Here is a 13053-nt window from a genome sequence, read left to right as displayed (position 1 = left end):
GCGGGGCGGGGGCTGGCATGCACCACCAGCTTGGTGAACCTGCACCAAGCTGATGCCGGTTCACCAAGCTGAAGACTCGTGCGTCAGTCGCGCTTCAGACCGAGTTCGGCTGTCGGCGTCTTCGCGGTTTCAGGGCTGAAGGCTGCGCAGATCGCGGAGACGGCGATACCGGCGGCGGCGAAGAGAGCGACTCCGACCCAGTTATTGTCATTGCCGTTGATCGCCTGAGCGATGGCCGGAGAGAACCCGCCGAGGACCAGGCCGAGCATGAGGCTGATCGCCATTCCGCTGTACCGGATGTTCGCAGGAAACTGCTCGGGGAAATAGACGGGATAGATCCCGTTCGCTGCGGCGTAGGCGAAGGACATGAGCAGGATTCCCAGCACCCAGACGACTCCTGTCTGCCCCGGAGAGGCATGGGACAGCGCACCGAGGTAGGCGAAGGTGAGCACGATCATTCCGATGCAGCCTGCAATGAACACAGGCTTACGTCCGATCCTGTCCGACAGATGCCCGAGGAACGGGATCATGAACAGGGTGCCGAGGTTCGACACCGTGATCAGTGCCAGCATTTCACTGCTGGAGATTCCCGCGACCTGTGTGCCATAGGCCAGGGAGAAGGTGCTGAATAGGCCGACCATAAGGAGGAACAGGGCCATCCCCGCCACTCGGATCATCTGCAACGGGTAGTGCTTGACCAAGTGGAACAGCGGGACTTTGACTGTTTCGTCGTTCTCCTTCGCTTCTTCAAAGATCTCAGGCTCCTGCAGTCGTGCTCGCATATAGATAGTGATGACGGTGACGACGATGCTCAGCAGGAACGGGATCCGCCAGCCGATGCTTAGCATGAAGTCCTGCGAAAGCATGTTCAGCGGGATAAACACGGCAGAGGACAGGACAAGCCCGGCAGTCGCACCCGCGATGGTCCAACTGGTATAGAAGCCGCGACGGTTCTCCGGCGCGGTCTCCATCGACAGCGAGGCCGATCCGGGCGATTCTCCGCCGGCGGACAGCCCCTGCAGAAGACGCATGAGGACGATGAGGATCGGCGCCCAGACGCCAATGGTCGAGTACGCGGGCACCAGCCCGATGACGAACGTCGCGGTGCCCATGAGAACAATGCAGGACATCAGCGCGGTCTTGCGCCCGAGCACATCACCGAGCCATCCCCAGATGATCGCCCCGGCTGGGCGAGCGACGTAGGAGACGCCGACAGTGGCGAGCGCCATGATCTGCCCGAGTCCTCCCTCGCTGGGGAAGAAGAGCGGCTGCAGGTAGAGGGCGGCAGCAGTGGCGAAGATGTAGAAGTCGTAGTATTCGAGCGCGGTTCCGACGAACCCCGAAGTCGCAGCGTTGCGAGCGTTCCTGCGCTGGGCCGCAGCATCGGGTGCTGCGGCAGCGGTGGTTGATGAGGACAAGGCGGGCCTTTCGTGAAGAGCGGGTGGGATGGAACCGGTCTCGAGGCGGAGTTCGAGGGCCGCCGCAACGGCATCGCGTCTGCGGTGTGCGAGGCGGCCTGCCTCACGAGGCCACTGCGGCGGCGGGCGGATTCACCGAATGACGACTGGATTGACCGGTGCCCCGGTTCCTCCGACGACCTTGAGAGGAGCAGCCGTGTAGAGGAACGACCAGCGGCCGTCCGCGGCGCAGGCCTCCGCTAGCTCGTCGAGGATCGTCATCTCCGTCATGAGCAGTCCGAGATTGCGCAGGAACGCCGCATGCAGAGGCAGCAGCACTCCGGATTCTGGATCGGTGGTCACTTCGTTCGCGATGGTGTCGGTCACCAGATTGGCGATCTCCATCGACCGGAACCACTCGACGAGCTCCCGCGAGTACGTGAGACCAGGCTCGATGAAGTCGGCGAAGAACTCCTCGGGCCGGCGTGAATACCAGGAGCCGATGAAGCCGGTTCGGATGACGAGAATGTCGCGCGGCCTGATCTCGACACCTTGGGCTTCAGCCGCGGCGAGGACGTCTTCATGAGTGAAGGTCTCCCCTTTGTCGAGGACGTCCTTGCCGCGATGACGCGCCATGTCGATGAGCACGCCGCGCCCGACGATGCCGTGCTCAGCGATCGGGAGAATGGAGGCCTTGGACAGAGCACCGGCAGTCGTCTGCGAATCGTAGCCGTTCCAGATCTGGTCGTCGTACCACGTGTGGCCGAGTGCATCGTACTGAGTCGAACCCTGCAGCGCGATGGTCGCGACGTCGTCGGCGTCTGTCAGCCCTCCCGGGTAGGGATCGAGTCCCGTCTCTCCCCTCGCCCACACTTCGGCATCGCGCACGTTCTTGCGTTCGATCTGGGGACGACCGGGCCACACCGGGTCTCCGCGTTCGTCGTCCCACCCCATCTGGATCTGCAGGGTGTAGCTCTCGCCGGTCTTCACCTCCTCGACGCCCTTGAGCGCCTCCTTCGGGCCGAGGTAGTTGAGAGTTCCGATTTCGTCCTCGGCGCCCCATTTGCCCCAGTTCGTCGGTGGGTTGGGGCCGAAGAGTTCGGCCAGCGTTGGAACGTTCGTATCACTCATGTCTTCTCCTTCGAATGTGATTCGTGTGCTTCGGGACGGCTTCCCGCATGGCCCGGTGAAGCCGGCGATGACGCGGCCGGATCGGATTTGTCAGCCGGCCATGTGCAGTCCGCCGTTGACGTGAAGGGTGTCACCGTTGATGAACGACGCCGCCGGAGAGCAGAGGAACACTACCGCCGAGGCGACTTCCTCCGGTCGTCCGAAACGGTGCAGCGGCGTCGCTGCAAGGAGGGCGTCACCGCCGGCGGCGACGAGCCCTTCGGTCATTCGGGTCGCGATGATTCCGGGGGCGACGGCATTGACACGGATGTTCCGCTCCCCGAGTTCCCAGGTCAGGCTTCTGCCGAAGGAGACAATCGCTCCCTTGGTGGCCGCGTAGTGCGCGTGATTGCGGCTGCCGCGCGAACCGGCCATCGAACCGAAGTTGACGATGGAGCCGCCCTCGCGCATGTGCGGGATCAGCGCGCGGATCAGCTTGAAGCTGCTATCGAGATTGATCTTCATCGTCCGGTCCCAGTCTTCGTCGCTCATCTCCTCGACCGCGTGCTCGGTGTAGATACCGGCAGCGAGCACGAGATGATCGATGCCGCCGGCAGATTCGACGCGGCGGCGCAGCTCTTCGAGCGTATCGGCATCGGTGAGGTCACCGCTGAGCTGAGAGACCGAGGTGCCTTCAGGCAGCTTTGCGGCAATAGTCTCGACCATCTCGGGCGCGAGGTCGACGAGGACGAGTTCGGCTCCAGCGGCCGCGAAGTACTCGGCGCTCTTCGAACCGATTCCTCCCCCGGCGCCGGTGATGAGCACGCGTCGTCCGGAGAAGAGGTCTGGGGCGAATGGGTTCATGGTTGTTACCTTTCGTTTAGAAGATGCCGGAGTCGCCTTCAGCTAGCGCGTCCCGGGACTGCGGTCACTCGTACCAGTTGCCGTCGATCGTCATTCCGCCGTCGATCATGAGGGTGTGGCCGGTGATGAAGGATGCTTTGGGCCCGGCGAGGAAAGTGATGCCGGCAGCGATCTCCTCCGGCTGTGCCCACCGGTTCAGCGGGATCCGCTTGGTGATCGGAGCGGGGTCGAGCAGGCCCTGCTCTTCGAGCCCGGCGTTGAATGGAGTCCAGGTGTATCCCGGTCCGACTGCGTTGACTCGGATGCCGTCGGACGCCCATTCCACTGCCAGGCTCTTCGTCAATCCGATCAGGCCGTGTTTGACGGTGTTGTAGCTGGCGCGTTTGGGCATGCCCGCCACTCCTGCCACCGAGGAGATGTTGACGATCGCTCCGCCGTCGTCCTTGAGCAGCGAGTGGGCGGCACGGCAGGCACGCATCGTCCCGGTGAGGTGCACTTCGAGCAGGGCTTCCCAGTCCGAGTCGCTCATCTCGGCGCTCGGCACGGGCTTGGCGTTGCCGGCGCAGTTGACGAGTGCGTCGAGTCGCTGTTCAGTCTCCGCGAGCGATGCGAATGCGTCATCGATAGCGGCTCGGTCAGTGACATCGACGATGATCCCCCGCAGGGACCAGTCCGAGGGTGCCCCCGCCAGTGCCGCGTCGAGCTTCTCCCGGGAGAAGTCGAGGATGACTGCAGCGCCGCCGTCGCGACACCATGCTTCGACGGTGGCCCAACCGATTCCCGAGGCGCCTCCGGTCACGGCGAGCACGGGTGCGCTGTCTGTGGAACTCATTTCCATCAATCTCCTTCGATCTGTGTTTGCATGCGGTCTCTGAACTCGGTGAGGTCAGAGCACCAGACTCATCGGGTCTTCGAGGGCATCCCGAAGTGAGGTCAGGAGCCTGCCCGCAACAGCGCCGTCGATAACCCGATGATCAGCGGAAAAGGTCACGGTTATCATCGAAGCGACGGCGAGTTCGCCGTCGCTGACGACGGCTCTCTGCTCGGTGGCTCCCACGGCGAGGATGCCTGCCTGCGGCGGGTTGAGGATCGCGGAGAACTCACGAGTGCCGAACATCCCGAGATTGGAGAGGCTGAAGGAACCGCCTTCGAGCTCCTGCTGTCGTATGGCCTTCTCACCGGCACGGACCTTGAGGTCCTGGGTCGTCCGGCACAGGGCGGCCATCGACAGGTTGGTGACATCACGGACGACTGGGGTCAGCAGGCCGCCCTCGGTGGCGATCGCCATGGAGATGTCCACGGAGTCGAACGTCCGGATGGAGCTCTCGTTCCAGATCGCATTCGCCTCGGGCACTTCGCGCAGGGCATGACCGAGAGCTTTGAGGACGAGGTCGTTGATCGTCGCCTTGATCCCCTGCCTTTCCAGCGAGACGTTGATCTGCTTCCGGAAGTCGAGCAGGGCGTCCATGCAGATGTCCCCGGTGAGGTAGAAGTGAGGAACGGTGGTCTTGGACTCTGTGAGTCGGCGAGCGATCGCCCGTCGCATCCCGGTCAGCGGCACATCGGTATAGCCAGTGCCTGCAGCGTCTCCCGCGGGAACGGTCGACGACTGTGCGGACCTCGGGGTGCTTGCCGAGCCGCTGTCAGCGGCCTCGGCCGCGGTCTCGACGTCAGAGCGGATGATCCGGCCTCCCGGACCGCTGCCGTTCAGTCCGGTGACGTCGATGCCGAGTTCGCGGGCACGACGGCGGGCCAGCGGCGAGGCGAACACCCGGGTCATATCGGAGGTCGCGGCCTCGGCGGTGTCGGTAGGAGTGTCGGCAGCGGCGTCTGCGGTGCCGGCCTTCGAAGCGTTCGAGCGTTCGAGACCCTCGACTGCTGGCTGATCCTTTTCGACCTCTGCTGATAAGCCGCTGCCTGGCGTCGAACTGGTCGCGGTCTCTGCGTTCACGTCCGCGAGAAGACTGTCGATCTCGGCTTCGCCGTCGCCCGGCTCGGCGAGCACCGCGATCGGGGCTCCCACCTCGACGGTGGTGCCGGCTGCGACGAGGATCTGGGCGAGCGTGCCGGAGGATTCGGCCTCGAGCTCGACTGTGGCCTTCTCAGTCTCGATATCGGCCAGAGCCTGACCGTGGCTGATATCCGCGCCCGTTTCGACCAACCAGGATTCGATGACGGCGTCAGTGGCATCCGCGACGATGGCGGGGAGGGTGACTAGCTGTGCCATGGTGTTGTTCCTTGCTCTCAGTTGCGGCCCAGGCCGTCGGCGACGAGGTCGAAGCCGCGGGTGACTTCGGCGGGACCGGCGTTTGCTGCGGATTCGAGGACCTTCGAGATGGACGGGCTCGCCTCACGCCCGGTCACGCGTTGGACCGGCTGGTCGAGGTAGTCGAAGAACCTGCGCTGGATTTCGTCGGCCAGCCAGGATCCGTAGGAGGTGCCGATCGGTCCCTGCTCGACAATGAGGACGCTGTTCGTCCGCCGGATGGAGTCGCCGATCGTCTGCCAGTCGAGGCTGGCTCGGTCGAGCCAGCGCAGGTCGATGACCTCGGCGTCGAGATCCGTGCGCGCCTCCGCCTCGTCAAGGGCGAGGGAGACCATGTTCAGGTAGCTGAGGACTGTGACATCGGTGCCAGCCCGACGGACGGCTGCCTTGCCCAACGGCAGCCGGTAGTCGGGGGTGCCGGACGGGATCTGGTCCTTGCGCGCATAGAGATCGACATGTTCGAGGACGAGCACCGGATCATCGAGGTCGAGCGCGGTATTCATCAGCCCGATGTAGTCTTCGGCGTTCGAGGGAGCGATGATCCTCCACCCCGGATTCGTGGCGAAGACTCCTGCCGGATCCATCGAGTGCTGGGAACCGTATCCCGCTCCCATTGCGACCTTCGACCGCAGCACCACCGGCATCGAGGACTGGCCGCCGAACATGTGACGAGCCTTGCCGATCTGGTTGAACACCTGATCGGCAGCGACCCACATGAAGTCGGAGTACATGAATTCGACGACGGGACTGTAGCAACCGGTCATCGAGAGTCCACCGGCCAGGCCGGTGAACGCGTTCTCACTGATGGGTGTTCCGAGCACCCGGTCAGGGAAGGCCTCCGCGAGCCCGCGCGTCGCTCCGTTCGTACCGCCCTTGAGCCGGTGGACGTCCTCGCCCATGACGACGACGGACTCATCCGTGCTCATCCTGTGCTCGAGGGTGTCGGCGATCGCGTCGACGAAACGCCGCTCGATCGTTTCTTCGGATGCGGGTCCGTGGGTTCCCGGAGGCAGCTCGCCGAGTGCAGCCGACGAGCGGATGTGAGCGTCCACCTCGGCAGTGTCGGGCCATTCGGCCTGCCGGATCCGCTGGGCGCCCTTCGTCGATTCCGGGGCGGTTTCGGTCAGCTCGCCGACGATCCGGTTGATGACCTCGCGAATGCGCTCCGCAAGATCCTCGTTGTCCTTGTCCGTAAGGAGACCGCGGCGGATCATTTCGCCGGCGACCTTGTCGACGGGGTCCTTCTCCCGCCATTCCTTTTCTTCGGCTTTGGAGCGGTAGCCGAATGCGGAGCCGGGGAACGGGCCGTTCTGGTGGAAGAAGCGGTAGGTGCGTGCTTCGATGAGAGTCGGTCCGTGACCGGCGCGCATGTGCTCGACGGCGGCCTGCTGAGCGAGGTAGACGGCCAGCGGGTCCATACCGTCGACTTGCCAGGATCGGATGCCGAATCCCGGGCCGCGCAGCGCGAGATTACTTTCGCTGGTGACGTCGTCGACGGAGGTCGAGACCGCGTAGAGATTGTTCTCGAGGAAGAAACACAGAGGCAGCTTCCAGGCGGCGGCGAGGTTGAAGGTCTCCAGCGTGGAACCGATGTTCGAGGCCCCGTCGCCGAAGTATGTGACCGTCACTCCCATATCGGGACTCGCCTCGCAGTCAGTCGCCGAGGCCTCACTGAGCGCGTCGTGGCGCTGAGCCCACGCATTGCCGGCGGCCAGGGGGACGCCTCCCCCGACAATCGCGTTCGTGCCGAGGGCACCGGCTTCGGTCCACTGCAGGTGCATGGATCCGCCGCGGCCTCCGCTGAAGCCGACGCTGAGTCCGAGGATCTCGCCGAGGGTGCGGTGGACGAATTCCGTGAGTTCATCGGCTTTGATCCCGTCGACGGTCTTCAGCCCCTCCGGCCGCAGGTATGAGAGTCCCTTCGCGAGGAACTGGTGGTGGCCGCGGTGGGTGCCGTTGACCCCATCGGCCGCTCGGAGCGCGAGGACGGAGCCGACCGCCGCGCCCTCCTGTCCGATGCTCGAATGCGCCGGGCCGTGGACCAGTCCGCTGCCGGCGAGTCCGAGGACGATCTCTTCGAAGATCCGGATCGTGTGTGAGTGGACGAGCATAGATTCGAGAAGCTCCGGGTCGGCGGCGTCCCAGTCAGCAGTTGTGGTGGATACGACTTCGACCGCGTTCGGCGCAGACATTTCTTGGTTGACGGGCATCGATGCTCCAGAGGTGCGAGGACTGTGTTGCGGACCACGTTAACCCAGTCTACGTATACATTCAAGCGGAATAATGCTGCTTTTCGCGCACTTAACCCCTTTTATGTATACACTCAGTGGAGCGAAGAGAACTCGATAGTCTTGACTGACTGTCCGAAACTCCTACGACCCACAGAGGAACCAGCAATGGCCACATCGTCTTCGGCATCGAGCGCGCGCATCGCGGATGCGCTCCGCGATCGGATTCTCAGCGGCGCCCTAGGTCCCGGCACGCGGATCTTCCAAGAAGAGATCGCAGAAGAGTTCGGAGTGAGCCGCATCCCTATCCGGGAGTCTCTGCGTATCCTCGAGTCGGCCGGTCTCGTGACGATCGTCGCCTCCTCTGGAGCCTGGGTCGCTTCGATGAATCTGGCGGAGCTGCAGGAGAGCTATCTCATCAGGGAGCGGCTCGAGCCTCTGCTTCTCGGACTTGCAGTTCCCTTGCATTCGCCGGACTCTCTGACACGCCTGAGCGAACTGGCTGCCGAGGCGAACGCGGCGGACTCTGTCGAAGATTTCCTCGACCTCGATCGGCGGTTCCATTTGGCGACATTCGAGGGGCCTTCGGTCAATAGTCTGCGTTCGATGGTCGACAGGCTCTGGAACTCGACACAGCACTACCGTCGGGCATTTATGGAATTGGTCTGGGATTCCGGTCTGAGGGAGACCCACATGGAGCACGATCTGCTCGTCAAAGCCATCTCCGACCGCGATGTGCGCTCGGCCGAGGACCTCATGGCCGTCCACATTCGACGCACGCGCTTGGCACTCGAGCATCATCCCGAAGTATTCACGACTGCGTGACGACGACGAAATGATCATCGAAAGGACAACTCAATGAGCACAGAAGCGGGCATCCCCGGTCTCGTCGGCACCGATCATGTCGGTTTCACCGTCCCGAACATGGAGCAGGCGCACACGTTCTTCACCGAGATACTCGGGTGTATCCACGTCTATTCGCTCGGTCCGTTCCCAGCCGATCGCGGGCTCATGGTCAATCGGCTCAACGTGCACCCCGGCGCAGTGATGCAGGAGATCCGCTTCTATCGCTGTCGAACAGGAGCGAATTTCGAGGTATTCTCCTACGACTCTCCTGATCAGAACCAGGTCCAGCCCCGCAACTCGGATGTCGGGGGCCATCATCTCGCTTTCTACGTCTCCGATCTCGACGAGGCTGTCGATTGGCTGCAGGGCAAGGGAGTGCGAGTCCTCGGCGACCCGACGGCCAGCGGCGGTGCCAGCAGGGGCCAACGCTGGGTCTATTTCCTCTCACCCTGGGGCATGCAGTTCGAACTCGTGAGTTTCCCCGAAGGGAAGGCCTATGAGGCGGGTGCCTCTACGCTGCTCTGGGATCCTCGCGCGCCTGAGAGGTAGGCCGCAAATCCGGCCCTAGACCTTTCAGCGACAGACGCTTTAAGAGTTATTGCTGTCTACGCGAGCGGGCGCGACGGCCCTACCGCGGTCTTACGCTTCGGCCTACTCCTGTCGCTTCCGCAGGATCGGGGGCAGACTGAGGCCATGACGAGTTCGCACAGCCGCATCTCCCCCATGGCCGCTTCCTACCCGGCGTCGAGCATCCGCAAGATGTTCAACCTCGCCCTCGACTTCCCCGATGCTGTGAAGCTCACCGTCGGCGAACCGGACTTCACCACTCCGGAGCACATCAAGGCCGCCGGCATCCGCGCGATCGAGAACGACAACACCCGCTACGTCGCCAATGCAGGCATCCCCGAACTACGGCAGGCGATCGCCCGGAAGTACTCGACTCGGTGGAATCGCACCATCACGCCCGAGAACGTCATGGTCTCCTTCGGCGCGATGGAGGCGCTCACCTTCGCCCTCGACGTCACTGTCACCCCAGGGGATGAGGTCATCATCCCCGACCCGAGCTTCCCCAATTACATGGGTCAGGTGCACCGCCTCGGCGGGGTTGCCGTGTCCGTTCCTGTCACCGAGGACAACGATTTCAAGCTCCGCGCCGAGGATGTCCGCGCCGCTATCACGGACAGGACCGCGGCCGTGATCATCAACAGTCCGTCGAACCCTTTGGGCTCGGTCATGGATCGGGCCGACCTCGCGCAGATCGCTGCGCTGGCCGATGAGCATGAGTTCACCGTCATCTCCGATGAGGTCTATGACGAGATGGTCTTCGACGATGCTGTCTTCACCTCCATCGCCGAGGTGAAGCCACCCACCGCCGAGGCGGGGGCTGAATTCGATCGGTTCCTGGCCATCGGCAGCTTCTCGAAGACCTATGCCATGACCGGCTGGCGGTGCGGTTTCGTCATCGGTTCGCAGGATTTCATCGCGCCGATGGCACTGCTGCAGGAGGGCCTGACCTCGAGCCTGCCCGGGTTCGTCCAGGAGGCAGCGGTCGCCGCAATCGAGGGACCGCAGACCGCGGTCGAGGAGATGGTCGCCTCGTATGCCAGGCGGCGTGAGCTCATGGTCGAGCGCATCAACGCCATCGAGGGCTTGAGTCTGCTGCGCCCGGCGGCGACGTTCTATGCCTGGGTGAACGTGTCCGAGTGGGGGCTGGACTCCTGGGAGCTGGCGTCCCAGCTGCTTGAGAAGCACAACCTCGCGACGATTCCAGGTTCGGCTTTCGGCCCGGCCGGCGAGGGGTACCTGCGCCTGACTTTCGCGGTGTCGGACGAAACCATCAACACCGCGTGCGACCGGCTGGAGGCCTTCGCCGCCGGACGATGATGCCGGGAGTGTTGGACCACCGACCGCTCAAGTTACCGTCGACCTCGCGTCGCATAGCGTGAGCGGTCGGCGGGAAGATGCACGGTCGCTGATCCGCACCTCACTCAACCGCGGCGAGCGCTGAATTCCAGCTTCCGTAGAACTTCCGGACGGCCGCGGCCGAGGGCACCTCGCCCTTATGCTCGGCGGCGTATTCGGTGTAAGCCTTGTAGGTCGCGGCGGTCCCGCGTGATTCGCAGTCGGCGAGGAATTCGGCAATCGCCTTGTCGTAGGCATCCGCGTCGAAGCGCAGCTGCCCCTTGGCTCGACCGATCTTGTTCGTCGCCAGACCCGCGGCCTTGAGCGCTTCGTTCCAGGACCCGAACCTCTGCACCGCGGTCTGACTGGTCGGCGGCCAGATGGTCGCCCCCTGCGCCGAGGTGGCGCCGAGGCCGTCGAGCACCGACTTGCGCAGCCGGTCGTACCGGCTCGCGGTCAGACTCGGGACCTCTGCCCGGCCACGGACGTACGCAACCGCCGCAGCCACCTCGGCGAGGGTGGACGTCACGGACGTCCCTGAGTTCTCGAGTTGGACGGTGAGGGCGGACTCCACCTCGGCGAGAGTCTCCCGGTCGGTGGGGCTGAGCTTGGCCGGGTCGGCACTTGCGGGGATCCCCGGCGCGCCAGTGGAATCGAGGCTGCGGGCGGTGATGAACAGCAGCGCACCGAGCACGGCCAGCGACGAGGTGTGGGTTCTCCCGGTATCAGACATCCAGTCCATTGTACGTTCCAAGTGGGGAACATCAGGTTTCAACCTCGGTACACGCAATCGTCTCCGACTCACGCAACCGCAAATAGTGTCGGTCGTGCGGCCACAGACGGTAGCCGCGCACAGAGAATGCTGACCCTGAGAAGTGGAGAAGACGATGCAGATGAAACGAGTCCTTGGAATCGGAGCAGCCTCTCTGGTTCTGGCCACGGCGAGCGTTTTCGGTGGCACCGCCGCTCACGCTGATGTGGTGAAGTTCAGCTACACGTATCACAAGACTCGCGCCGTCTGCGAGAAGATCGTCCTGGCTAAGGCCGCTGCCCATGCCCCCTTTGTCAAGCGGATCGTCACAGCGGAGTGCGAAGCGGTTCGCCCCGGAGAGAAGTACTTGGGCACGGTCAGCTGGGTTGTCTGATTCGTGCTGGTCGTTTCGCCCGAACATCGAGCATCGTATTCAACGCGAAGAACAGACCGCTGATCACGACCGCAGTGATCGCGGCCAATGGGATCGAACCGGTGATCAGCAGGTAGCCTCCGCCGAGCACGAGCAGCGACGCACCCGCCGACACCAGACGCCCGGTCATCTTGCCGCCGATGTCGCTTCCGCTGAGGACGACGTCGATCGTCCGCGAGATGACGAACCACGCGACGAGAATGCCCAAGGTCGCGAGCAGCGATTCGGGCAGACTCAATCGCATCTGCAGCTGCATCGTCTCGCCCAGCAGGGTCGCGGCGAACGGGACGATCAGCGGCAGTCCCAGAGCGATGAGGATCGGGCCAGTGAGGGTGAGGACCAGCCGGTGGCGATACAGCGAGCGCATGATTCGTCCTTTCTTCTTGCGGCGACGAGGTCCGTGGGCGGTGGGTTGGTGAGGGCGGCACCTGCGGGGCCGGATGTTCACAGGCGGCGGCCGCGTGCTCTGAGGCTTCAGCCGGCCAGCAGGGCGAGCGATCCGGTGGCGATGAGTGTGGTCAGGGTCGTCCATGCGATGATCGCGATGCCCTGCCATAGCAGGATCCACGAGGTCTTCACACCAGCACTGACGAGGATCGTCGAGGTGATCTGGGTGGGAATCGCCAGCGGTCCGAGCAGGCTCGCACCGGGAACACCGAAGCGGGTGAGGAACTTCTTGAACTTGACCCGTCCCTTGGACTCGGGCTTCCCACCTTCACCGAGGTGGCCCTCCGTCACCGTGTCACCGGCCTTGCCGTCGGCCGCTGGATCCGGAGAGAGAACGTCGGCGGATCCGTTCCGCGTGGCAGCTGCCTCGGGCGCAGCGCCATCAAACGCCCCGGAGCCGACACCTGCGCCGACTCCCACGGCCGCGAGCTCACGCTTTTCGCTCTGACGATTCACGACGGCGCGGCGCGCCCGGGCTCCGAGGAGCACGATGACGGTGACGCAGATGAAGTTGCCGATGGCTCCGGCGATTCCGGCGAGCACGGGGTTCATTCCGGCCCACACACCGATGATCGAGGAGATCTCACCCTCGATGAAGGGGATCGCCCCGGCCGCGGCGATAATGAACGGCTGAAGCAGATCCGGAACCTGAGCGGCGAGACCTTGGAAGAATTCGATGATGGGGTTCATGGTGTTCTCCTGAACGTGATCGGCAGATCCCGGCTCGGATGAACCGGATCTGATGGTTGATACGTTCAGTACAGACTGTGTTCTCAGAACAGGGTCAAGCCCTCATCGTCGAACTCAGC

At 63.8% G+C, this 13053-nt stretch carries 13 protein-coding genes; 4 read left to right on the top strand and 9 right to left on the bottom strand.

Annotated elements, in window-relative coordinates:
• Positions 1-83: 83 nt before the first annotated feature.
• The 6 genes from AC239G_RS01855 to AC239G_RS01830 form a co-directional block, all read right to left on the bottom strand.
• On the bottom strand, positions 84-1418 hold the full coding sequence (locus tag AC239G_RS01855) for an MFS transporter (RefSeq protein WP_487489688.1): 1335 nt from the start codon (positions 1416-1418) through the stop codon (positions 84-86).
• A 132-nt stretch (positions 1419-1550) separates the two neighbouring features.
• The gene (locus AC239G_RS01850) at positions 1551-2528 is read right to left on the bottom strand and encodes a cyclase family protein (protein ID WP_487489687.1); all 978 of its coding nucleotides are present in this window, start codon (positions 2526-2528) and stop codon (positions 1551-1553) included.
• Between the two features lie 90 nt (positions 2529-2618).
• Positions 2619-3371 (bottom strand): SDR family NAD(P)-dependent oxidoreductase, encoded by a 753-nt coding sequence (locus AC239G_RS01845; protein ID WP_487489686.1) that lies wholly within the window; start codon positions 3369-3371, stop codon positions 2619-2621.
• A 64-nt stretch (positions 3372-3435) separates the two neighbouring features.
• A complete protein-coding gene (locus tag AC239G_RS01840) occupies positions 3436-4203 on the bottom strand; it encodes an SDR family NAD(P)-dependent oxidoreductase (RefSeq protein WP_487489685.1) in 768 nt (255 codons plus the stop codon).
• Between the two features lie 54 nt (positions 4204-4257).
• Positions 4258-5598, bottom strand: coding sequence for a dihydrolipoamide acetyltransferase family protein (locus AC239G_RS01835; RefSeq protein ID WP_487489684.1), 1341 nt, complete (start codon positions 5596-5598; stop codon positions 4258-4260).
• Positions 5599-5615: 17 nt separating this feature from the next.
• Entirely contained in the window at positions 5616-7847 is a 2232-nt protein-coding gene (locus AC239G_RS01830; RefSeq protein WP_487489683.1) for an alpha-ketoacid dehydrogenase subunit alpha/beta, read from the bottom strand.
• A 186-nt stretch (positions 7848-8033) separates the two neighbouring features.
• On the opposite strand from AC239G_RS01830, the gene AC239G_RS01825 reads away from it, so the two are divergent.
• The 3 genes from AC239G_RS01825 to AC239G_RS01815 all read left to right on the top strand — a co-directional run bounded on the left by AC239G_RS01825 (position 8034) and on the right by AC239G_RS01815 (position 10595).
• Positions 8034-8690, top strand: coding sequence for a GntR family transcriptional regulator (locus tag AC239G_RS01825; protein WP_487489682.1), 657 nt, complete (start codon positions 8034-8036; stop codon positions 8688-8690).
• Between the two features lie 33 nt (positions 8691-8723).
• Entirely contained in the window at positions 8724-9260 is a 537-nt protein-coding gene (locus AC239G_RS01820; protein WP_487489681.1) for a VOC family protein, read from the top strand.
• 144 nt (positions 9261-9404) lie between these two features.
• Positions 9405-10595: a pyridoxal phosphate-dependent aminotransferase gene (locus tag AC239G_RS01815; protein ID WP_487489680.1), complete on the top strand. Its 1191-nt coding sequence runs from the start codon at positions 9405-9407 to the stop codon at positions 10593-10595.
• 100 nt (positions 10596-10695) lie between these two features.
• Here the strand turns inward: AC239G_RS01815 and AC239G_RS01810 are convergent, their stop codons facing one another.
• The gene (locus AC239G_RS01810) at positions 10696-11346 is read right to left on the bottom strand and encodes a homing endonuclease associated repeat-containing protein (RefSeq protein ID WP_487489679.1); all 651 of its coding nucleotides are present in this window, start codon (positions 11344-11346) and stop codon (positions 10696-10698) included.
• A gap of 160 nt (positions 11347-11506) precedes the next feature.
• On the opposite strand from AC239G_RS01810, the gene AC239G_RS01805 reads away from it, so the two are divergent.
• Entirely contained in the window at positions 11507-11758 is a 252-nt protein-coding gene (locus AC239G_RS01805) for a hypothetical protein (RefSeq protein ID WP_487489678.1), read from the top strand.
• On the opposite strand, the gene AC239G_RS01800 is transcribed toward AC239G_RS01805, so the two are convergent.
• A complete protein-coding gene (locus AC239G_RS01800; RefSeq protein ID WP_487489677.1) occupies positions 11742-12164 on the bottom strand; it encodes a hypothetical protein in 423 nt (140 codons plus the stop codon). The genes AC239G_RS01805 and AC239G_RS01800 overlap by 17 nt on opposite strands.
• Positions 12165-12271: 107 nt before the next feature.
• Positions 12272-12934, bottom strand: coding sequence for a small multidrug efflux protein (locus AC239G_RS01795; RefSeq protein ID WP_487489676.1), 663 nt, complete (start codon positions 12932-12934; stop codon positions 12272-12274).
• Positions 12935-13053: the final 119 nt, after the last annotated feature.

This window comes from Brevibacterium sp. Lmc1, from assembly GCF_057654315.1.
This window is presented reverse-complemented; position numbering and strand designations above follow the sequence as displayed.